Genomic DNA, 19,345 nt, shown 5'->3' on the forward strand with positions numbered 1-19,345 from the left:
AGCGTAAAAAATCATGAGCGATACCCTGCAGCTGATCCTTGAAGACACCGACGGCACGCAACTGGAAACTTCCTGCACCCGCGTCGCGGTCATGTGGCAAGGCAAAGAGCTGTGGATTCAGCAAGACGGCCGCGGCCAATTGCTGATCGGCGTGGACGTCGAAGAAGGTGACGCTGAGTACGCAAACCTGCTGTTGCGCCCATTGGCGACTAATCTGGTAAGTCTGCAACTGGAAATGGAACCGGCTGAAGTCGGTGACGAAGACCACGTGCACGGCCCGGATTGCGCACACGACCACTAAGGAAACCGCTCTATGCTCGCCCTCGGCAAACTGCTTGAACTGACCCTCGCCGGCCGCGAACCGGCGGAGAAGACTCAACTGACTGTCGAAGGCGTGCGCATGCGCTGGTTGAGCGAAGGTGCGCTGGAAGTTCGGCCACCTGAAGCTCGCGACAACGGCCTGGACCTGCTGCTATCGGCCGGCATCCATGGCAACGAAACAGCGCCGATCGAGTTGCTCGATCGCCTGTTGCATGACCTCGCCCGCGGCGATTTGAAGCCGCGTACACGTATTCTGTTCCTGTTCGGCAACCCGGAAGCGATTCGCAAAGGCGAGCGTTTCATCGAGCAGGACGTCAACCGGCTGTTCAACGGCCGTCACGAACAAAGCAGCGGCTCCGAAGCCCTGCGCGCCTGTGAACTGGAGCGGCTGGCGGCGAGTTTCTTCAGCCTGCCGGATCGCAACCGTCTGCACTACGACCTGCACACGGCCATTCGCGGTTCGAAAATCGAGCAGTTCGCGCTGTATCCCTGGAAAGAAGGCCGTCAGCATTCACGCCTGGAACTGGCGCGTCTGCGTGCCGCCGGCATGGAAGCAGTGTTGTTGCAAAACAAGCCGTCCATCGTTTTCAGCTCCTATACCTACGACAAGCTCGGTGCGGAGTCCTTTACCCTCGAGTTGGGCAAGGCGCGGCCATTCGGGCAGAACGATGGGGTCAACGTCGATCTGCTGGAAACTCGCCTCAAACAGATCATCGAAGGCAGCGAGCCGGCCCAGACCGAAGAGGCGCTGGACGGTTTGCAGCTGTTTAGCGTGGCGCGAGAAATCATCAAGCACAGCGATAGCTTCCGCTTGAACCTGCCAGCGGACATCGAGAACTTTTCGGAGTTGGAAGTGGGTTACCTGCTGGCCGAAGACATCGCCCAGACCCGGTGGATCATTGAGGAGGAGGGTGCCCGGATCATCTTCCCGAACCCCAAGGTCAAGAACGGCCTGCGCGCCGGCATCCTGATTGTGCCGACTACCGACGAAAACCTCGCCTGAGCCTGATCTCAAGCCAGGCATAAAACCCATGTGGGAGCGAGCTTGGTCCGGGCGTCGTTCCGACGATAGCGGAGTAACAAACGACATCATCGTTGAATGTTAAACCGCCATCGCGAGCAAGCTCGCTCCCACAGGTTAAGCGTTTAGACAGCTACCGCACGTGGCTCGCTACGACGCAATGCACGCATTTTGTGCAGCGTATCCGCGCACGTCTTCGCCGCTTCCTGGCCTTTATGCACAAAGTGCTCGAAGAAGAACTTCTGATGTTCTTCGCCAGCATGGAAGTGGTGCGGGGTCAGGACCACCGAGAACACCGGCACTTCGGTTTCCAGCTGAACCTGCATCAAACCGCTGATCACCGACTGGGCGACGAATTCGTGGCGGTAGATCCCGCCGTCGACCACCAGGCCCGCCGCGACGATGCCGGCATAACGACCGGACTTGGCCAGCAGCTTGGCGTGCAGCGGTATTTCAAAGGCGCCGCCGACTTCGAAGAAATCGATCTCCGATTCCTGATAACCCTGAGCAATCATTTCGGCCACAAAGCCCTTACGGCTCTGATCGACGATTTCCTTGTGCCAGCAGGCCTGGATGAACGCAACGCGCTCGCCCTGATGGTTTTTGCTTTTGCTATCGATTGCGGTGGGTTGCATGTTCTGACTCCTGTTTATGTAAAAAACAGGGCATATGAATCGAATGGGATTTAAGGGTACGCACGCTCGCACGAATGCCTGCGGACGGCCCTTTGGCGCCAATCCCGTTCTCTCTTCATCCGGACTATGACCGTCGGCCCCGGGATCACACCGGGTCTGCTGACCTTGCCGCCATCACAGCCATTGCCGTGCCTGTCGCCAAGCGCTCGCGGGCTATGCGCATTGCGCGCAATTACCGCCGGTGGGGAGTTGCACCCCGCCCTGAGAACGTTTTGCCGCCAGATTGTTTGGCGGCGAAGCGTTTTTAACACATATTTCTCACCTGTGCATTGCTGCTATCTGATGATTGCTATCGATTTTTTCGTCAGTTCAAGAAGCCTTTTCGTACCCAAGGGTTGATTATTCGTCGGCATGACCGCAGTAATTCCTGACTGAAAGGGATTTTCCCTGCTTACCGAGGCCAGATTCATGAGCGTTATTGATCTTCGCAGCGACACCGTCACCCAACCGACCGCAGGGATGCTCGACGCGATGGCCACAGCGGCCACCGGTGACGACGTTTACGGCGAAGATCCGACGGTCAATCGACTGGAAGCCGAGCTTGCGAATCAGTTGGGTTTTGCTGCAGCGCTGTTTGTTCCTACGGGCACCATGAGCAATCTGCTGGGCTTGATGGCCCACTGCGAACGCGGTGACGAATACATCGTCGGCCAGCAGGCTCACACCTATAAGTACGAAGGCGGCGGTGCGGCCGTGCTCGGTTCGATCCAGCCACAGCCGCTGGAAGTGCAGGCCGACGGCTCGCTGGACCTGGCGCACGTGGCAGCTGCGATCAAACCGGATGACTTCCACTTCGCCCGCACCCGTTTGCTGGCGCTGGAAAACACCATGCAGGGCAAGGTTTTGCCGCTGGAGTATCTGGCGCAGGCTCGAAGCTTTACCCGTGAACATGGGTTGCAGCTGCACCTGGACGGCGCGCGGCTGTACAACGCGGCGGTCAAATTGGGTGTCGATGCCCGCGAGATCACCCAGTATTTCGATTCCGTCTCGGTCTGTCTGTCCAAAGGCCTGGGCGCGCCGGTCGGTTCGGTGCTGTGTGGCTCGGTCGAGTTGATCGGCAAGGCGCGACGCCTGCGCAAGATGGTCGGCGGCGGCATGCGCCAGGCCGGGATTCTGGCGGCGGCAGGTTTGTACGCGCTGGATAACCATGTTCAGCGTCTGGCTGACGACCACGCCAATGCGCAGTTGCTGGCCGAAGGCTTGCGAGCGGCGGGTTACGAGGTTGAGCCGGTGCAGACCAACATGGTTTACGTGCAGATGGGCGACAAGGCCGAGGCCATCAAGGCGTTTGCCGCCGAACGCGGGATCAAGCTGAGCGCTGCCGGACGTCTGCGCATGGTCACGCACATGGACGTCAGCCGTGCTCAAATCGAGCAGGTCGTCGCGACATTCGTCGAGTTTTCGCGCAACTGATAGCGTTAGCGGTCCAATTGACCGTTTCTATCGTATAAACACGCTGTACCCCGCGCGCAGGGCCGATATAATGCGGCCCTTTGCCGTCGCTTCGTCTGTTGACGTTTCGCACAGGCCTTTGGCCGCAGCCTCCGTGGAAGAACCTAATGAAAAGCGCAGAAATCCGTGAAGCCTTCCTTCGCTTCTTCGAAGAGCAAGGCCACACCCGTGTAGCCTCCAGCTCTTTGATTCCGGGCAACGACCCAACCCTGCTGTTCACTAACGCGGGGATGAACCAGTTCAAGGACTGCTTCCTGGGCCAGGAAAAACGCGCGTACACCCGCGCGGTCAGCAGCCAGAAATGCGTGCGCGCCGGCGGCAAGCACAACGACTTGGAAAACGTCGGTTATACCGCCCGTCACCACACATTCTTCGAAATGCTGGGTAACTTCAGCTTCGGTGATTACTTCAAGCGCGATGCGATCACCTACGCCTGGAACTTCCTGACGTCCGACAAGTGGCTGAACCTGCCGAAAGAAAAGCTCTGGGTCACCGTCTACGCCAGCGATGACGAGGCCTACGACATCTGGACCAAGGAAATCGGCGTTCCGGCCGAGCGCATGGTTCGTATTGGCGACAACAAAGGCGCGCCGTACGCGTCCGACAACTTCTGGACCATGGGCGATACCGGCCCGTGCGGTCCTTGCACCGAGATTTTCTACGATCACGGCGCCGACATTTGGGGCGGCCCACCGGGCTCGCCGGAAGAAGACGGCGACCGTTACATTGAAATCTGGAACAACGTGTTCATGCAGTTCAACCGCACCGCCGATGGCGTGTTGCACCCGCTGCCAGCGCCGTCGGTCGATACCGGCATGGGCCTGGAGCGGATCAGTGCCGTGCTGCAGCACGTTCACTCGAACTATGAAATCGACCTGTTCCAGAGCCTGCTGAGCGCATCGGCCAAGGCCATCGGCTGCACCAACGACAATCAGGCGTCGCTGAAAGTCGTCGCCGACCACATTCGCTCGTGCGGTTTCCTGATTGCCGACGGCGTGCTGCCGTCCAACGAAGGTCGCGGCTACGTGCTGCGCCGGATCATTCGTCGCGCCTGCCGTCACGGCAACAAGCTGGGCGCCAAGGGCAGCTTCTTCTACCAGATCGTTGCGGCACTGGTCGCCGAGATGGGCGAAGCCTTCCCTGAGCTGAAATCCCAGCAAGCGCACATCGAGCGCGTACTGAAAGCTGAAGAAGAGCAGTTCGCCAAGACCCTGGAGCAGGGCCTGAAAATCCTCGAGCAGGATCTGGCCGAGCTCAAAGGCGACGTGGTGCCGGGCGACGTAGTGTTCAAACTCTACGACACGTACGGTTTCCCGATGGACCTGACCGGCGACATCGCTCGCGAACGCAGCCTGACCATCGACGAAGAAGGCTTCGAGCGCGAAATGGAAGCCCAGCGCGTCCGTGCCCGTTCCGCCAGCTCCTTCGGCATGGACTACAACAGCCTGGTCAAGGTTGATGAGGCCACCGAATTCACCGGCTATGAAGCGACTAAAGGTTCGGCGAAAGTCGTTGGTCTCTATAAAGATGGCCAGTCGGTCGACGTACTCAGCGAAGGCGAAGAGGGTGTGGTCGTACTGAACCAGACGCCGTTCTACGCTGAATCCGGCGGTCAGATTGGCGACTGCGGTTTCCTTCAGGTCGGCAACGCGCGCTTTGACGTACGCGACACCACCAAAACCGGTGGCGCCTTCTTGCATCACGGGGTGCTGGCGTCGGGCAGCCTGACCATCGGCGCGCCGGTAGAGACTCATGTTGATGCCGAAGTGCGTCACGCGACTTCGCTGAACCACTCGGCGACTCACTTGCTGCACGCGGCATTGCGTCAGGTGTTGGGCGAGCACGTTCAGCAGAAAGGCTCGTTGGTCGACAGTCAGCGCCTGCGCTTCGACTTCAGCCACTTCGAAGCCATCAAACCTGAGCAGTTGAAGGCTCTGGAAGACATCGTCAACGCCGAGATTCGCAAAAACTCCGAAGTTGAAACCGAAGAAACCGATATCGAAACCGCCAAGCAGAAGGGCGCCATGGCGCTGTTCGGCGAGAAGTACGGCGACAATGTGCGCGTACTGAGCATGGGCGGTGATTTCTCCGTCGAGCTGTGCGGTGGTATCCACGCCAACCGTACCGGCGACATCGGCCTGCTGAAGATTATCAGTGAAGGCGGTGTGGCTTCCGGCGTGCGTCGTATCGAAGCGGTCACTGGCGCCGCGGCGCTGGCATACTTGAACGCTGCTGAAGAACAACTCAAGGAAGCGGCCAACCTGGTCAAGGGTAGCCGCGACAACCTGATCGACAAGCTGTCGGCTGTGCTGGAGCGCAACCGTCTGCTGGAGAAGCAACTCGAGCAGTTGCAGGCCAAGGCTGCCAGCGCGGCGGGCGACGATCTGTCGGCTTCTGCCCTGGATGTCAAAGGCGTGAAAGTGCTGGCCGTGCGTCTGGACGGTCAGGACGGCAAGGCGCTGCTGGCGCTGGTCGATCAACTGAAAAACAAACTCGGCCGCGCAGTGATCCTGCTCGGCAGTGTCCATGAGGAAAAGGTCGTTCTGGTTGCAGGCGTAACCAAAGACCTGACTGGCCAACTCAAAGCCGGTGATTTGATGAAGCAAGCCGCTGCGGCAGTGGGCGGGAAGGGCGGTGGTCGTCCAGATATGGCGCAAGGCGGTGGTACTGACGCTGGCGCACTGGATGCGGCATTGGCCCTGACTGTTCCATTTGTAGAGCAGGGTTTATAAGGCAGTGTGTCCGGCCCGCAGTCTAGTGGCGGGCCCGAACGCTGTTTGAGTGATTATTTGGGCGCCCTTCATGGGCAGAGGCGGCTTTGAAATGGCTTTGATCGTACAGAAATTTGGAGGCACCTCGGTCGGCACTGTCGAGAGAATCGAGCAGGTCGCCGACAAGGTTAAGAAATTCCGCGAGGCCGGCGATGACCTGGTGGTTGTGCTGTCTGCAATGAGCGGCGAAACCAACCGTCTGATCGATCTGGCCAAGCAAATCAGTGGCGACGGCCAACCAGTTCCTCGTGAGCTGGATGTAATCGTCTCCACCGGTGAGCAGGTGACGATTGCGCTGTTGGCCATGGCGCTGATCAAGCGCGGCGTGCCAGCGGTGTCTTACACAGGCAGTCAGGTGCGGATTCTGACGGACAGCGCTCACAATAAAGCGCGTATCTTGCAGATTGATGAACAGAAGATTCGTGGCGATCTGAAGGCCGGTCGTGTGGTTGTTGTCGCCGGTTTCCAGGGTGTCGACGAGCACGGCAACATCACCACCCTCGGTCGTGGCGGTTCCGACACCACCGGCGTGGCCCTGGCGGCAGCCTTGAAGGCTGACGAATGCCAGATCTACACCGATGTCGACGGCGTCTACACCACCGACCCGCGTGTGGTGTCCGTGGCTCAGCGCCTGGACAAGATTACCTTCGAAGAGATGCTGGAAATGGCCAGTCTCGGTTCCAAGGTGTTGCAGATCCGTGCGGTGGAATTCGCCGGCAAGTACAACGTTCCGCTGCGCGTACTGCACAGCTTCAAGGAGGGTCCGGGCACCCTCATTACTATTGATGAAGAGGAAACCATGGAACAGCCGATCATTTCCGGCATCGCTTTCAACCGCGATGAAGCCAAGCTGACCATCCGTGGCGTGCCAGACACCCCGGGCGTTGCGTTCAAGATTCTCGGCCCGATCAGTGCCGCGAACATCGAAGTCGACATGATCGTGCAGAACGTTGCGCACGATAACACCACCGACTTCACCTTCACCGTGCATCGCAATGACTTCCAGGCCGCGCAAACCGTGCTGGAAAACACCGCTCGCGAGATCGGTGCCCGTGAAGTCGTTGGCGACATCAAGATTGCCAAGGTGTCGATCGTCGGTGTCGGCATGCGCTCCCACGCAGGTGTGGCCAGCCGCATGTTCGAATCCCTGGCGAAAGAAAGCATCAACATCCAGATGATCTCGACTTCGGAAATCAAAGTCTCCGTAGTGATCGAAGAGAAGTATCTGGAGCTGGCTGTGCGCGCTCTGCATACCGCATTCGAACTGGACGCACCGGCCCGTCAGGGCGAGTGATGCGTTAACCGAAGGGCGCGGTCTGACCGCGCCCTTTTGTTTTTTTGAATGGTGCGACTCGAGGCTGTTCTTTTGCTCGCGCTAGTCAATACTCAGGCATGTAGGGCTGCGATCGTTCCGGTTGTAGGTCGAGTGCCTTTTTTTTGCAGACTGTTGTCCCTGAAATGAAATGCGTGAGGAGAAAGGTATGCTGATTCTGACTCGTCGGTGCGCAGAAAGCCTGATTATTGGTGATGGCGAAATCACCGTGACCGTGCTCGGCGTCAAAGGAAATCAAGTGCGTATTGGTGTCAACGCCCCGAAAGAGGTTGCGGTCCACCGTGAGGAAATTTACCTGCGTATAAAGAAAGAGAAGGACGAAGAACCAAGCCATTAATTTTTATCGTTTTTTATGTTTGCAAACGGGGAAGAAGCTGGTTAATATACGCCCCGTGTTGCGGAGAGCTGGCCGAGTGGCCGAAGGCGCTCCCCTGCTAAGGGAGTACACCTCAAAAGGGTGTCGGGGGTTCGAATCCCCCGTTCTCCGCCATTATTTGCGTAGTACGTTGTAATCTAGCTTCTTCGGTAAGTGTTTGAAATTACTAGAAAAAGTGCTTTACATAGAGATTAAACGGCCTATAATGCGCGGCAACAAATGCACTCGTAGCTCAGCTGGATAGAGTACTCGGCTACGAACCGAGCGGTCACAGGTTCGAATCCTGTCGAGTGCACCATTTAAGAGTTGTTTGCAGTAATGTGAATGACTTGGCTTCAACCAGTTGTGATCTGGTATAAAAACACAAATGCACTCGTAGCTCAGCTGGATAGAGTACTCGGCTACGAACCGAGCGGTCACAGGTTCGAATCCTGTCGAGTGCACCAAACACCAAAAAGCCCGCGTTTAACGCGGGCTTTTTGCCGTCTGGGATTTGGCTTTACCCTTGGTGCATCCTCTCTCATCGAACTCAACGTGTGCGCTACGACCTCGCTGGGTGTCGTAACGGTAGCTCGTGGCCGAATTGCGAATACTGATCTTGTCTGGCTTGCCAAGGGCGCTCTCGACATCCTGCTGACTCATGCCGGCAACAATCCGCTGATTGGTGATCGCTTCGCGGCGTTCTTTAGCGCTGATGAGGTTTCCACATTTGTCCTCGGTCTTGCCGACGACGGTCGGATCTCTCCTTTTGATTTTCATACCTGATGTTTCGCGAATGCCGGCTTCCGGCATGAGAGCGGTCACGCTGCCCGGTGTGAAGGTGCGGACATCCTGAAGCGAAAGGCTGTCTCCGGCCGTACAGCTCAACGTAGTGAAGGTAATGCGCCCGTTGGCCGCCTCGCAGCGGTGAACGGTCGTGGCAAGCGCCCAGGGCGACGGGCAGAGCAGGGTGATCAATAAAAAATAATGTGCATTCGATCGCATCAAACGTCCTCCATGACGGTCCATCTGAAGGGTAGTCGTTACATTTTTCGGCTGTGGTGTGTTTTCTTTTCAGGATGAGTCGTCGCAGTTTGATGGATCAGGCAGTGCTCAGGTTTGTCTTGCAAGCGCTTGTTTCAGCCACGATTTTTTAACGTTTAAAACCGTCGGGCGGTGTATCATTGCGCCCGTCAGCCCCGCCGGGGCTTGTGGAATACCTCCATGGACTTACCCAGTAGTTACTCAGTACCCCGTTTTTCCAATCATGAATTGACTGATTGATCCTTCCGGCGTGCCCCGCTGCTGGGAGTGGAGTTCGCCTATGTCTGAAGTTGAAGTAAAGAAAACGCAGGAAAGCTTGCAGGACCGCCTCGCTCAAGTTGTTGAGCTGCTGCAGCGTCAGCGGGTGGTCGAAGACCTGACTCACCGCCAGGAAGGTCCGCATCACGACCGGGTCGAGAACCTGGTTCACCGACAAAACCTCGTCGAGTTGCAACGCAAACTCGATGATCTGCACTCCGCCGACGTCGCCTACATCCTTGAAGCCTTGCCGCTGGGCGATCGTCTGACGCTCTGGCAATTGGTCAAGGCCGATCGCGACGGCGACATTCTGCTCGAAGTATCCGATTCGGTTCGTGAAACGCTGATCGCCGACATGGATGATCACGAGCTCCTGGCTGCGGCCAAGGACATGGACGCCGACGAACTTGCTGACCTGGCCTCCGAGCTGCCGCGAGACGTCGTCCACGAGCTGATGGAAACCCTCGATGGTCAACAGCGTGAGCGCGTACGCTCTGCGTTGTCCTACGACGAGGAGCAGGTCGGTGCGCTGATGGACTTCGAGATGGTGACGATCCGTGAGGACGTCAGCCTCGAAGTGGTTTTGCGTTACCTGCGCCGCCTCAAAGAGCTGCCTGGCCACACGGACAAACTGTTCGTGGTCGATTACGACGGCGTGCTCAAGGGCGTGCTGCCAATCAAGCGTTTGCTGGTCAATGACCCGGAAAAACAGGTTTCTGAAGTCATGGCCAGCGACCCGGTGAGTTTTCATCCGGACGAAGACGCCTATGACGCTGCTCAGGCGTTCGAACGTTACGACTTGATCTCGGCGCCCGTAGTCGACAAAAACGGCAAGTTGATCGGCCGTCTGACCATCGACGAAATGGTCGACCTGATTCGTGAAGAGAGCGAAAACGAAGTTCTCAACATGGCGGGTCTGCGTGAAGAGGAGGATATTTTTGCGTCAGTCTGGAAATCCCTGCGTAACCGTTGGGCCTGGCTGGCAATTAACCTGATCACCGCGTTCATCGCATCCCGGGTGATCGGTCTTTTCGAAGGCTCCATCGAGAAATTGGTGGCGTTGGCGGCACTGATGCCGATCGTGGCGGGTATCGGTGGTAACTCGGGTAACCAGACGATCACCATGATCGTTCGGGCCATGGCGCTGGATCAGGTCAGTACCGGCAATACTTCGCGCCTGATGCGCAAGGAATTGGCGGTAGGGCTGATCAATGGCCTGGTGTGGGGCGGTGTGATCGGCGTCGTCGCCTATCTGCTGTATGGCAGTTGGTCTCTGGGGGTAGTGATGACCGCTGCCATGACGCTCAACCTGTTGCTGGCGGCATTGGCGGGGGTGTTGATTCCCATGACCCTGGCGCGGCTTGGGCGCGATCCTGCGATGGGCGCCAGTGTGATGATCACCGCCATGACGGACAGTGGCGGGTTCTTCATCTTTCTCGGGTTGGCGACGATCTTCCTGCTCTGACTTACCGACATCAGAAACCCGCCAATCGGCGGGTTTTTTATGCCTGAATTTCAGGCAAAAAAAAGCCAGCAATTAAGCTGGCTTGAACTTTCGGATGAAATCAGGAAGCGTCTGCGGCCATTTCGGCATCATGCGCAATCAGCGAAACAAGTGCGTTCTGCTGACGGTGGGAGAGTTGGCGGAAGCGTTGCAGCAGTTCACGTTCGTGCAATGACAGCTCCGGGCTGTCCAGGCGCATGCTCAATTCTTCGCCCAGCGCGCCTTCCTGAATAAGGCTCTGCTCAAGGCGCGCGATGATTTCGGAGTTCATGCTGCGATGATGATTGCGAGCCACCTCGGCAATGCGTTCACGCATTCCGTCTGGCAGACGTACGACGAACTTGTCAGCCGTACGGCTGGAATAAATTGCCTGTTTCAATGGGCGCATATATTTAACCGGTTAGTTCAGGGGAGCGGTTCTCGGGATTGGCCGCAGGATGTCTGATAGGACAAGCGGTCTGGCCAAATGTTCAACCTGAATTGATAAAGGCTCGCATCATGCCTCAAAGTAGCCAGTTCGTTGGCGTCAATTCTGTGACAAATATTGAACTGGATAAAGGCGTTATGCCAGCACCAATTATCAGAAATGCGGACTGGTTTGAAAAGTTTGCGCTGGTCCGTATTACTGACCGCCTCCCCTTGCCCGACAGGTGATGTCCTGGGACGCCTGAAGGCGCATGCTGTGCAGATTCGATCGGTGTTCCTTACTTGTACAGGATAGTGGCAATTGGCCGATTTACTAGGGGAAGACGTGCAGTGGGAGGTGATTTCAGGATGGATGGCAGGCTGATTTACTTGATGGGGCCTTCTGGGTCCGGCAAGGACAGCCTCATCGAAGCCGCTCGAGAGCCGTTGCAGACGCTCAATTGTGAAGTGGTGCGTCGGGTCATCACGCGTTCGGCCGAATCAGTGGGCGAAGATGCGATTGGCGTTTCCCGGGAAGAGTTCGAGCAACACAGAGTCGAGGGCGATTTCGCGCTGTGCTGGAACGCCAATGGCCTGGATTACGGTATTCCGATCGAAATAGATCAATGGCTCAATGACGGTCGGCATGTCTTGCTCAACGGCTCTCGCGGCCATCTGGCTCAGGCGCTGCACCGGTATCCAACGCTATTGCCGGTTCTATTGACGGTCAAGGATGAAGTCCTGCGAGAGCGCCTGCTGCGCCGTGGTCGCGAAAGTTTTGCTGAGATTGAAGCGAGGCTGCATCGCAATGGGTTATTCACGGCAGAGGGTTCAAACGGAGACACGCGGATCCATCGACTCGACAATTCAGGTGAACTGTCCACCACAGTTGCCAATTTGCTGGACCTGTTGAGGATTAACGCAGTACCGGATCGAACTTGATCTTGCGCCCGGCAATCAGCGCCAGCACAAACAGCGCACCGAACACGCCGCTGGCGATCAAAGGCAGGGTAAGGATCGTATCCTGGACCACTGACAGATGAAGAATGCCGCTCAGTAAGGCGAGGATGAAAAACCCTGCGGCTGATTTGGACATGCGGTGCTCCTGATGGGGTGATTCAAAATACCAAACGTTCTGAAGACTGAGCTGGCAGCAGAATGCCTTCTTGGCTCACCTCTTGCCTGACAAAGCTGCGCTGATCGCTCATTACCGCCAGTTGAGGTGCTCTTTGCACCTGAAGGTAATGAGGCATGCGTTGAGCAACCGGCTCAACACCGCTCTCGGGGACAAAATGAAAGCCCAACAGAATCACTAGAGCGATCGCGATCGAGAGTAAAAGGGCGCTGTTCATGAGGCTTGCCTCCGTTGTTCTTCGAGAACAGCTAAAGCAGCCCGCATGCCAAGAGTCTAACGATAATTAAATCCTTTAAAAACAATGAATTAAGATATTTTTCCGAAGTGCTCGCATTGCATTTTGCAATGATGGCTTTTTGCGGTGATGCAATTTGCACGGTAAACAAAGCCGCGCTCCTGCGAGGCGTCTGCCTACACTTAAAAAGCCCAACGGACGACATGACAAAAGCGGGCCTGCCCGTTAACATGCACGCCGTCTATCGCACCGTGTTTCTTTGTGGTCGATCTGTGTCTCAGTAGCTCAATTGGATAGAGCATCCCCCTCCTAAGGGGAAGGTTGGCAGTTCGAACCTGCCCTGGGACACCATATAACTCAAGGCCTCTAGAAATTCATGACCCCTCCGATAAACCCTCATGGGTGCTGGGTGGGTGCAGGCGGATTGCTTCAGGCATAAAAAAGCCCCGCTCAGATAACTCTCTGGCGGGGCTTTTTCATAACCGTTCCTTCATATTAAGGAAAGGTATGGATACGCTGATAAGTTCGCTCTGGCCACAATTGCGTCTGTCAGAGGGCAGTGCTGTTGACCCAAAACTGGCGCTCGCCAAGGGCTGAATTCGGCCTAGGCTCTTTGGTAAGAAAAAGAATTTTTAGATGGGGGTTGACCACGTATTTTAATCCTGTACTATTTGCCTCCCGCTAACGAGCAGCTTGATGTTGTTTCAGGCCTAAGTGATTGATTTTATTAATAAAATTAGGAGCTTTTAAGGGTGCTACTTGAGGGCGTTTGCTGTAGAATGCGCGCCTCGGTTGAGACGAAAGATCTTAACCAACCGCTCTTTAACAACTGAATCAAGCAATTCGTGTGGGTGCTTGTGGAGTCAGACTGATAGTCAACAAGATTATCAGCATCACAAGTTACTCCGCGAGAAATCAAAGATGTAACCAACGATTGCTGAGCCAAGTTTAGGGTTTCTTAAAAACCCAAAGATGTTTGAACTGAAGAGTTTGATCATGGCTCAGATTGAACGCTGGCGGCAGGCCTAACACATGCAAGTCGAGCGGCAGCACGGGTACTTGTACCTGGTGGCGAGCGGCGGACGGGTGAGTAATGCCTAGGAATCTGCCTGGTAGTGGGGGATAACGCTCGGAAACGGACGCTAATACCGCATACGTCCTACGGGAGAAAGCAGGGGACCTTCGGGCCTTGCGCTATCAGATGAGCCTAGGTCGGATTAGCTAGTTGGTGAGGTAATGGCTCACCAAGGCGACGATCCGTAACTGGTCTGAGAGGATGATCAGTCACACTGGAACTGAGACACGGTCCAGACTCCTACGGGAGGCAGCAGTGGGGAATATTGGACAATGGGCGAAAGCCTGATCCAGCCATGCCGCGTGTGTGAAGAAGGTCTTCGGATTGTAAAGCACTTTAAGTTGGGAGGAAGGGCATTTACCTAATACGTAAGTGTTTTGACGTTACCGACAGAATAAGCACCGGCTAACTCTGTGCCAGCAGCCGCGGTAATACAGAGGGTGCAAGCGTTAATCGGAATTACTGGGCGTAAAGCGCGCGTAGGTGGTTTGTTAAGTTGGATGTGAAATCCCCGGGCTCAACCTGGGAACTGCATTCAAAACTGACAAGCTAGAGTATGGTAGAGGGTGGTGGAATTTCCTGTGTAGCGGTGAAATGCGTAGATATAGGAAGGAACACCAGTGGCGAAGGCGACCACCTGGACTGATACTGACACTGAGGTGCGAAAGCGTGGGGAGCAAACAGGATTAGATACCCTGGTAGTCCACGCCGTAAACGATGTCAACTAGCCGTTGGGAGCCTTGAGCTCTTAGTGGCGCAGCTAACGCATTAAGTTGACCGCCTGGGGAGTACGGCCGCAAGGTTAAAACTCAAATGAATTGACGGGGGCCCGCACAAGCGGTGGAGCATGTGGTTTAATTCGAAGCAACGCGAAGAACCTTACCAGGCCTTGACATCCAATGAACTTTCCAGAGATGGATTGGTGCCTTCGGGAACATTGAGACAGGTGCTGCATGGCTGTCGTCAGCTCGTGTCGTGAGATGTTGGGTTAAGTCCCGTAACGAGCGCAACCCTTGTCCTTAGTTACCAGCACGTAATGGTGGGCACTCTAAGGAGACTGCCGGTGACAAACCGGAGGAAGGTGGGGATGACGTCAAGTCATCATGGCCCTTACGGCCTGGGCTACACACGTGCTACAATGGTCGGTACAGAGGGTTGCCAAGCCGCGAGGTGGAGCTAATCCCAGAAAACCGATCGTAGTCCGGATCGCAGTCTGCAACTCGACTGCGTGAAGTCGGAATCGCTAGTAATCGCGAATCAGAATGTCGCGGTGAATACGTTCCCGGGCCTTGTACACACCGCCCGTCACACCATGGGAGTGGGTTGCACCAGAAGTAGCTAGTCTAACCTTCGGGAGGACGGTTACCACGGTGTGATTCATGACTGGGGTGAAGTCGTAACAAGGTAGCCGTAGGGGAACCTGCGGCTGGATCACCTCCTTAATCGACGACATCAGCTGCTCCATAAGTTCCCACACGAATTGCTTGATTCATTGAAGAAGACGATAAGCCAGCCTCTAAGGTGGCTTGTGTCGTTAGAGTTTAGAAATGAGTATTCGAAAATGAATATTGATTTCTAGTCTTTGATTAGATCGTTCTTTAAAAATTTGGGTATGTGATAGAAAGATAGACTGGACGTTACTTTCACTGGTAACGGATCAGGCTAAGGTAAAATTTGTGAGTTGCTCTTTATGAGCAAGAATCGAATTTTCGGCGAATGTCGTCTTCACAGTATAACCAGATTGCTTGGGGTTATATGGTCAAGTGAAGAAGCGCATACGGTGGATGCCTTGGCAGTCAGAGGCGATGAAAGACGTGGTAGCCTGCGAAAAGCTTCGGGGAGTCGGCAAACAGACTTTGATCCGGAGATGTCTGAATGGGGGAACCCAGCCATCATAAGATGGTTATCTTAAGCTGAATACATAGGCTTAAGAGGCGAACCAGGGGAACTGAAACATCTAAGTACCCTGAGGAAAAGAAATCAACCGAGATTCCCTTAGTAGTGGCGAGCGAACGGGGACTAGCCCTTAAGTGGCTTTGAGATTAGCGGAACGCTCTGGAAAGTGCGGCCATAGTGGGTGATAGCCCTGTACGCGAAAATCTCTTGGTCATGAAATCGAGTAGGACGGAGCACGAGAAACTTTGTCTGAATATGGGGGGACCATCCTCCAAGGCTAAATACTACTGACTGACCGATAGTGAACTAGTACCGTGAGGGAAAGGCGAAAAGAACCCCGGAGAGGGGAGTGAAATAGATCCTGAAACCGTATGCGTACAAGCAGTGGGAGCCCACTTTGTTGGGTGACTGCGTACCTTTTGTATAATGGGTCAGCGACTTATTTTCAGTGGCGAGCTTAACCGAATAGGGGAGGCGTAGCGAAAGCGAGTCTTAATAGGGCGTCTAGTCGCTGGGAATAGACCCGAAACCGGGCGATCTATCCATGGGCAGGTTGAAGGTTGGGTAACACTAACTGGAGGACCGAACCGACTACCGTTGAAAAGTTAGCGGATGACCTGTGGATCGGAGTGAAAGGCTAATCAAGCTCGGAGATAGCTGGTTCTCCTCGAAAGCTATTTAGGTAGCGCCTCATGTATCACTGTAGGGGGTAGAGCACTGTTTCGGCTAGGGGGTCATCCCGACTTACCAAACCGATGCAAACTCCGAATACCTACAAGTGCCGAGCATGGGAGACACACGGCGGGTGCTAACGTCCGTCGTGAAAAGGGAAACAACCCAGACCGTCAGCTAAGGTCCCAAAGTTATGGTTAAGTGGGAAACGATGTGGGAAGGCTTAGACAGCTAGGAGGTTGGCTTAGAAGCAGCCACCCTTTAAAGAAAGCGTAATAGCTCACTAGTCGAGTCGGCCTGCGCGGAAGATGTAACGGGGCTCAAACCATACACCGAAGCTACGGGTATCACTTAGGTGATGCGGTAGAGGAGCGTTCTGTAAGCCTGTGAAGGTGAGTTGAGAAGCTTGCTGGAGGTATCAGAAGTGCGAATGCTGACATGAGTAACGACAATGGGTGTGAAAAACACCCACGCCGAAAGACCAAGGTTTCCTGCGCAACGTTAATCGACGCAGGGTTAGTCGGTCCCTAAGGCGAGGCTGAAAAGCGTAGTCGATGGAAAACAGGTTAATATTCCTGTACTTCTGGTTATTGCGATGGAGGGACGGAGAAGGCTAGGCCAGCTTGGCGTTGGTTGTCCAAGTTTAAGGTGGTAGGCTGGAATCTTAGGTAAATCCGGGATTCTAAGGCCGAGAGCTGATGACGAGTTACCCTTTGGGTGACGAAGTGGTTGATGCCATGCTTCCAAGAAAAGCTTCTAAGCTTCAGGTAACCAGGAACCGTACCCCAAACCGACACAGGTGGTTGGGTAGAGAATACCAAGGCGCTTGAGAGAACTCGGGTGAAGGAACTAGGCAAAATGGCACCGTAACTTCGGGAGAAGGTGCGCCGGTGAGGGTGAAGCATTTACTGCGTAAGCCCATGCCGGTCGAAGATACCAGGCCGCTGCGACTGTTTATTAAAAACACAGCACTCTGCAAACACGAAAGTGGACGTATAGGGTGTGACGCCTGCCCGGTGCCGGAAGGTTAATTGATGGGGTTAGCTAACGCGAAGCTCTTGATCGAAGCCCCGGTAAACGGCGGCCGTAACTATAACGGTCCTAAGGTAGCGAAATTCCTTGTCGGGTAAGTTCCGACCTGCACGAATGGCGTAACGATGGCGGCGCTGTCTCCACCCGAGACTCAGTGAAATTGAAATCGCTGTGAAGATGCAGTGTATCCGCGGCTAGACGGAAAGACCCCGTGAACCTTTACTATAGCTTTGCACTGGACTTTGAATTTGCTTGTGTAGGATAGGTGGGAGGCTTTGAAGCGTGGACGCCAGTTCGCGTGGAGCCAACCTTGAAATACCACCCTGGCAACTTTGAGGTTCTAACTCAGGTCCGTTATCCGGATCGAGGACAGTGTATGGTGGGTAGTTTGACTGGGGCGGTCTCCTCCTAAAGAGTAACGGAGGAGTACGAAGGTGCGCTCAGACCGGTCGGAAATCGGTCGTAGAGTATAAAGGCAAAAGCGCGCTTGACTGCGAGACAGACACGTCGAGCAGGTACGAAAGTAGGTCTTAGTGATCCGGTGGTTCTGTATGGAAGGGCCATCGCTCAACGGATAAAAGGTACTCCGGGGATAACAGGCTGATACCGCCCAAGAGTTCATATCGACGGCGGTGTTTGGCACCTCGATGTCGGCTCATCACATCCTGGGGCTGAAGCCGGTCCCAAGGGTATGGCTGTTCGCCATTTAAAGTGGTACGCGAGCTGGGTTTAGAACGTCGTGAGACAGTTCGGTCCCTATCTGCCGTGGACGTTTGAGATTTGAGAGGGGCTGCTCCTAGTACGAGAGGACCGGAGTGGACGAACCTCTGGTGTTCCGGTTGTCACGCCAGTGGCATTGCCGGGTAGCTATGTTCGGAATAGATAACCGCTGAAAGCATCTAAGCGGGAAACTAGCCTCAAGATGAGATCTCACTGGGACCTTGAGTCCCCTGAAGGGCCGTCGAAGACTACGACGTTGATAGGTTGGGTGTGTAAGCGCTGTGAGGCGTTGAGCTAACCAATACTAATTGCCCGTGAGGCTTGACCATATAACACCCAAGCAATTTGCATGCTTCGAGCTAAAAAGCGAAAGAGCACCAGATTGCGGTGTGTGAAGACGAAACGAACCGAAAGTTCGAGATACTCACAAAACACCCAACTATCGCATACCCATTCGCTGGAGCGTGAACCTGCAAAGGCCCACGACCTGGCTACCGAATTTCTTGACGACCATAGAGCATTGGAACCACCTGATCCCATCCCGAACTCAGCAGTGAAACGATGCATCGCCGATGGTAGTGTGGGGTTTCCCCATGTGAGAGTAGGTCATCGTCAAGATTAAATTCCGAAACCCCTATCTGCGTATGCAGGTAGGGGTTTTGTTTTGTCCGCAGGAAAGTTCGCACAGCATTACCGGACGGCTCCCGGCTGTCACAGTCTCAGGAGTGCGACATCGAAAATCGTTTGAGGCATGAAATAGCCCCGCCAGACATTGTCTGTCCTGCGGGCTTTTTTACGCGTAATCACCCGACGATCTACATGGAAAGTCCGTCATTGCTGTGCCTTACTCCAGACACAACTCATGGAGCCACGTCGATGCGGCGTAGAGGCACAAAATTCTGGTTGTGGACCAACACGCGGTTACCCCTCCATACGCATGAAGAGGTACTCAGCAATGGCGTGCACATCGAGGTGCAGGCACGGGTCAGTCATGAGGGGGTTACCCAGGTATTTATAGGCGTCTACGACACCGATGGCTGGGCGATTTGCGAGGAGTTTCATGACCGCTACGCGGGTGAGCATTACTGTGTGGCGTTGAAGTGGGGGGCGCAGCGGGCGAGGGAAGTTGTGGCGGACACGCAGGAATTCGTCTCGCCGCACCGGGTGCAGCTGACCTTGAGTCCGGTGATCACCGATGAGTCGGTACTGGCGCTGCGGCGGATGGAAATGACCGAGCGCGAGTCGTTGAAGCTCAGGTCTGACGATGCCTGGGTGGAGTACTTGGCTGCCAAGGCAGCCATGCTGGTGCTGATGCGCTCAACCAAAGTCGACCCCAGGGTCTGGGCTGATCACAAGGATCGACTCAGGCAGGCCATCGATCGACGAGCCTGCGTACAACGCGCCTACCTGCGCTGACTCTG

At 55.3% G+C, this 19,345-nt stretch carries 15 protein-coding genes, 4 tRNA genes, 3 rRNA genes and 1 riboswitch; of the genes, 17 read left to right on the forward strand and 5 right to left on the reverse strand.

Annotation, left to right across the window (positions count from 1 at the left end; genetic code table 11):
- The first annotated feature begins 13 nt into the window (after positions 1-13).
- Positions 14-301, forward strand: a complete 288-nt coding sequence (locus tag ACMXYH_RS07935) for a hypothetical protein (protein WP_033056735.1) — start codon at positions 14-16, stop codon at positions 299-301.
- Between the two features lie 12 nt (positions 302-313).
- On the forward strand, positions 314-1,324 hold the full coding sequence (astE, locus tag ACMXYH_RS07940; RefSeq protein ID WP_415766771.1) for a succinylglutamate desuccinylase: 1,011 nt from the start codon (positions 314-316) through the stop codon (positions 1,322-1,324).
- 143 nt (positions 1,325-1,467) lie between these two features.
- Here astE and ACMXYH_RS07945 read toward each other — a convergent pair whose 3' ends face one another.
- Positions 1,468-1,977 carry a 6,7-dimethyl-8-ribityllumazine synthase gene (locus ACMXYH_RS07945; protein ID WP_007943897.1) on the reverse strand — a complete coding sequence of 170 codons (510 nt, stop codon included), beginning with the start codon at positions 1,975-1,977 and terminating at the stop codon, positions 1,468-1,470.
- Positions 1,978-2,079: 102 nt separating this feature from the next.
- Positions 2,080-2,250: riboswitch (FMN riboswitch) on the reverse strand.
- A gap of 195 nt (positions 2,251-2,445) precedes the next feature.
- Here ACMXYH_RS07945 and ltaE point away from each other — a divergent pair.
- The 7 genes from ltaE to ACMXYH_RS07980 all read left to right on the forward strand — a co-directional run bounded on the left by ltaE (position 2,446) and on the right by ACMXYH_RS07980 (position 8,415).
- Positions 2,446-3,450 (forward strand): low-specificity L-threonine aldolase, encoded by a 1,005-nt coding sequence (gene ltaE, locus ACMXYH_RS07950; protein ID WP_415766772.1) that lies wholly within the window; start codon positions 2,446-2,448, stop codon positions 3,448-3,450.
- 146 nt (positions 3,451-3,596) lie between these two features.
- Entirely contained in the window at positions 3,597-6,221 is a 2,625-nt protein-coding gene (gene alaS / locus ACMXYH_RS07955; RefSeq protein WP_415766773.1) for an alanine--tRNA ligase, read from the forward strand.
- Positions 6,222-6,312: 91 nt separating this feature from the next.
- Positions 6,313-7,554 carry an aspartate kinase gene (locus ACMXYH_RS07960; protein WP_129437628.1) on the forward strand — a complete coding sequence of 414 codons (1,242 nt, stop codon included), beginning with the start codon at positions 6,313-6,315 and terminating at the stop codon, positions 7,552-7,554.
- Positions 7,555-7,741: 187 nt separating this feature from the next.
- Positions 7,742-7,930: a carbon storage regulator CsrA gene (gene csrA / locus ACMXYH_RS07965; RefSeq protein ID WP_002554426.1), complete on the forward strand. Its 189-nt coding sequence runs from the start codon at positions 7,742-7,744 to the stop codon at positions 7,928-7,930.
- 62 nt (positions 7,931-7,992) lie between these two features.
- Positions 7,993-8,083: transfer RNA gene (locus ACMXYH_RS07970), tRNA-Ser, on the forward strand.
- A 107-nt stretch (positions 8,084-8,190) separates the two neighbouring features.
- Positions 8,191-8,267, forward strand: a tRNA-Arg gene (locus ACMXYH_RS07975).
- 71 nt (positions 8,268-8,338) lie between these two features.
- A tRNA-Arg gene (locus ACMXYH_RS07980) sits at positions 8,339-8,415 on the forward strand.
- A gap of 19 nt (positions 8,416-8,434) precedes the next feature.
- On the opposite strand, the gene ACMXYH_RS07985 is transcribed toward ACMXYH_RS07980, so the two are convergent.
- Positions 8,435-8,953, reverse strand: coding sequence for a cell envelope protein SmpA (locus tag ACMXYH_RS07985; RefSeq protein WP_415766774.1), 519 nt, complete (start codon positions 8,951-8,953; stop codon positions 8,435-8,437).
- A gap of 319 nt (positions 8,954-9,272) precedes the next feature.
- On the opposite strand from ACMXYH_RS07985, the gene mgtE reads away from it, so the two are divergent.
- Positions 9,273-10,715 (forward strand): magnesium transporter, encoded by a 1,443-nt coding sequence (gene mgtE, locus ACMXYH_RS07990; protein ID WP_150657158.1) that lies wholly within the window; start codon positions 9,273-9,275, stop codon positions 10,713-10,715.
- 100 nt (positions 10,716-10,815) lie between these two features.
- On the opposite strand, the gene ACMXYH_RS07995 is transcribed toward mgtE, so the two are convergent.
- Positions 10,816-11,142, reverse strand: coding sequence for an Arc family DNA-binding protein (locus ACMXYH_RS07995; RefSeq protein ID WP_003178899.1), 327 nt, complete (start codon positions 11,140-11,142; stop codon positions 10,816-10,818).
- Positions 11,143-11,252: 110 nt separating this feature from the next.
- Between ACMXYH_RS07995 and ACMXYH_RS08000 the strand changes: the two genes are divergently transcribed.
- Together ACMXYH_RS08000 and phnN are read left to right on the forward strand one after the other, a co-directional pair.
- Positions 11,253-11,408: a hypothetical protein gene (locus ACMXYH_RS08000; protein WP_165353230.1), complete on the forward strand. Its 156-nt coding sequence runs from the start codon at positions 11,253-11,255 to the stop codon at positions 11,406-11,408.
- Positions 11,409-11,528: 120 nt separating this feature from the next.
- Complete coding sequence (gene phnN, locus ACMXYH_RS08005) at positions 11,529-12,101, forward strand: phosphonate metabolism protein/1,5-bisphosphokinase (PRPP-forming) PhnN (protein ID WP_415766775.1); 573 nt, start codon at positions 11,529-11,531, stop codon at positions 12,099-12,101.
- On the opposite strand, the gene ACMXYH_RS08010 is transcribed toward phnN, so the two are convergent.
- Together ACMXYH_RS08010 and ACMXYH_RS08015 are read right to left on the reverse strand one after the other, a co-directional pair.
- Positions 12,076-12,255: a PA3371 family protein gene (locus ACMXYH_RS08010; protein ID WP_415766776.1), complete on the reverse strand. Its 180-nt coding sequence runs from the start codon at positions 12,253-12,255 to the stop codon at positions 12,076-12,078. The genes phnN and ACMXYH_RS08010 overlap by 26 nt on opposite strands.
- Before the next feature lie 22 nt (positions 12,256-12,277).
- Positions 12,278-12,511, reverse strand: a complete 234-nt coding sequence (locus ACMXYH_RS08015; protein ID WP_415766777.1) for a hypothetical protein — start codon at positions 12,509-12,511, stop codon at positions 12,278-12,280.
- A gap of 292 nt (positions 12,512-12,803) precedes the next feature.
- Here ACMXYH_RS08015 and ACMXYH_RS08020 point away from each other — a divergent pair.
- The 5 genes from ACMXYH_RS08020 (at position 12,804) to ACMXYH_RS08040 (ending at position 19,340) form a co-directional block, all read left to right on the forward strand.
- Positions 12,804-12,880 (forward strand) — tRNA-Arg (locus ACMXYH_RS08020).
- A gap of 627 nt (positions 12,881-13,507) precedes the next feature.
- A 16S ribosomal RNA gene (locus ACMXYH_RS08025) occupies positions 13,508-15,046 on the forward strand.
- A 315-nt stretch (positions 15,047-15,361) separates the two neighbouring features.
- Positions 15,362-18,253: ribosomal RNA gene (locus ACMXYH_RS08030) — 23S ribosomal RNA — on the forward strand.
- A gap of 173 nt (positions 18,254-18,426) precedes the next feature.
- A 5S ribosomal RNA gene (rrf, locus tag ACMXYH_RS08035) occupies positions 18,427-18,542 on the forward strand.
- The 16S, 23S and 5S rRNA genes sit together here, the layout of an rRNA operon.
- A 258-nt stretch (positions 18,543-18,800) precedes the next feature.
- A complete protein-coding gene (locus tag ACMXYH_RS08040; RefSeq protein WP_415766778.1) occupies positions 18,801-19,340 on the forward strand; it encodes a hypothetical protein in 540 nt (179 codons plus the stop codon).
- Positions 19,341-19,345 lie beyond the last annotated feature (5 nt).

The sequence above is a fragment of the Pseudomonas frigoris genome, from assembly GCF_047758635.1.
In the GTDB taxonomy this organism is placed as follows: domain Bacteria; phylum Pseudomonadota; class Gammaproteobacteria; order Pseudomonadales; family Pseudomonadaceae; genus Aquipseudomonas; species Aquipseudomonas frigoris.

What these genes read in the sequence shown, in the direction of transcription:
- ACMXYH_RS08010 (WP_415766776.1), bottom strand. Translation starts at nt 12,255, where the DNA reads ATGTCCAAATCAGCCGCAGGGTTTTTCATCCTCGCCTTACTGAGCGGC.
- alaS (WP_415766773.1), top strand. Translation starts at nt 3,597, where the DNA reads ATGAAAAGCGCAGAAATCCGTGAAGCCTTCCTTCGCTTCTTCGAAGAG.
- astE (WP_415766771.1), top strand. Translation starts at nt 314, where the DNA reads ATGCTCGCCCTCGGCAAACTGCTTGAACTGACCCTCGCCGGCCGCGAA.
- ACMXYH_RS08000 (WP_165353230.1), top strand. Translation starts at nt 11,253, where the DNA reads ATGCCTCAAAGTAGCCAGTTCGTTGGCGTCAATTCTGTGACAAATATT.
- ACMXYH_RS08015 (WP_415766777.1), bottom strand. Translation starts at nt 12,511, where the DNA reads ATGAACAGCGCCCTTTTACTCTCGATCGCGATCGCTCTAGTGATTCTG.
- ACMXYH_RS07985 (WP_415766774.1), bottom strand. Translation starts at nt 8,953, where the DNA reads ATGCGATCGAATGCACATTATTTTTTATTGATCACCCTGCTCTGCCCG.
- ACMXYH_RS07960 (WP_129437628.1), top strand. Translation starts at nt 6,313, where the DNA reads ATGGCTTTGATCGTACAGAAATTTGGAGGCACCTCGGTCGGCACTGTC.
- ltaE (WP_415766772.1), top strand. Translation starts at nt 2,446, where the DNA reads ATGAGCGTTATTGATCTTCGCAGCGACACCGTCACCCAACCGACCGCA.
- phnN (WP_415766775.1), top strand. Translation starts at nt 11,529, where the DNA reads ATGGATGGCAGGCTGATTTACTTGATGGGGCCTTCTGGGTCCGGCAAG.
- ACMXYH_RS07945 (WP_007943897.1), bottom strand. Translation starts at nt 1,977, where the DNA reads ATGCAACCCACCGCAATCGATAGCAAAAGCAAAAACCATCAGGGCGAG.
- mgtE (WP_150657158.1), top strand. Translation starts at nt 9,273, where the DNA reads ATGTCTGAAGTTGAAGTAAAGAAAACGCAGGAAAGCTTGCAGGACCGC.
- ACMXYH_RS07995 (WP_003178899.1), bottom strand. Translation starts at nt 11,142, where the DNA reads ATGCGCCCATTGAAACAGGCAATTTATTCCAGCCGTACGGCTGACAAG.
- ACMXYH_RS07935 (WP_033056735.1), top strand. Translation starts at nt 14, where the DNA reads ATGAGCGATACCCTGCAGCTGATCCTTGAAGACACCGACGGCACGCAA.
- csrA (WP_002554426.1), top strand. Translation starts at nt 7,742, where the DNA reads ATGCTGATTCTGACTCGTCGGTGCGCAGAAAGCCTGATTATTGGTGAT.
- ACMXYH_RS08040 (WP_415766778.1), top strand. Translation starts at nt 18,801, where the DNA reads ATGCGGCGTAGAGGCACAAAATTCTGGTTGTGGACCAACACGCGGTTA.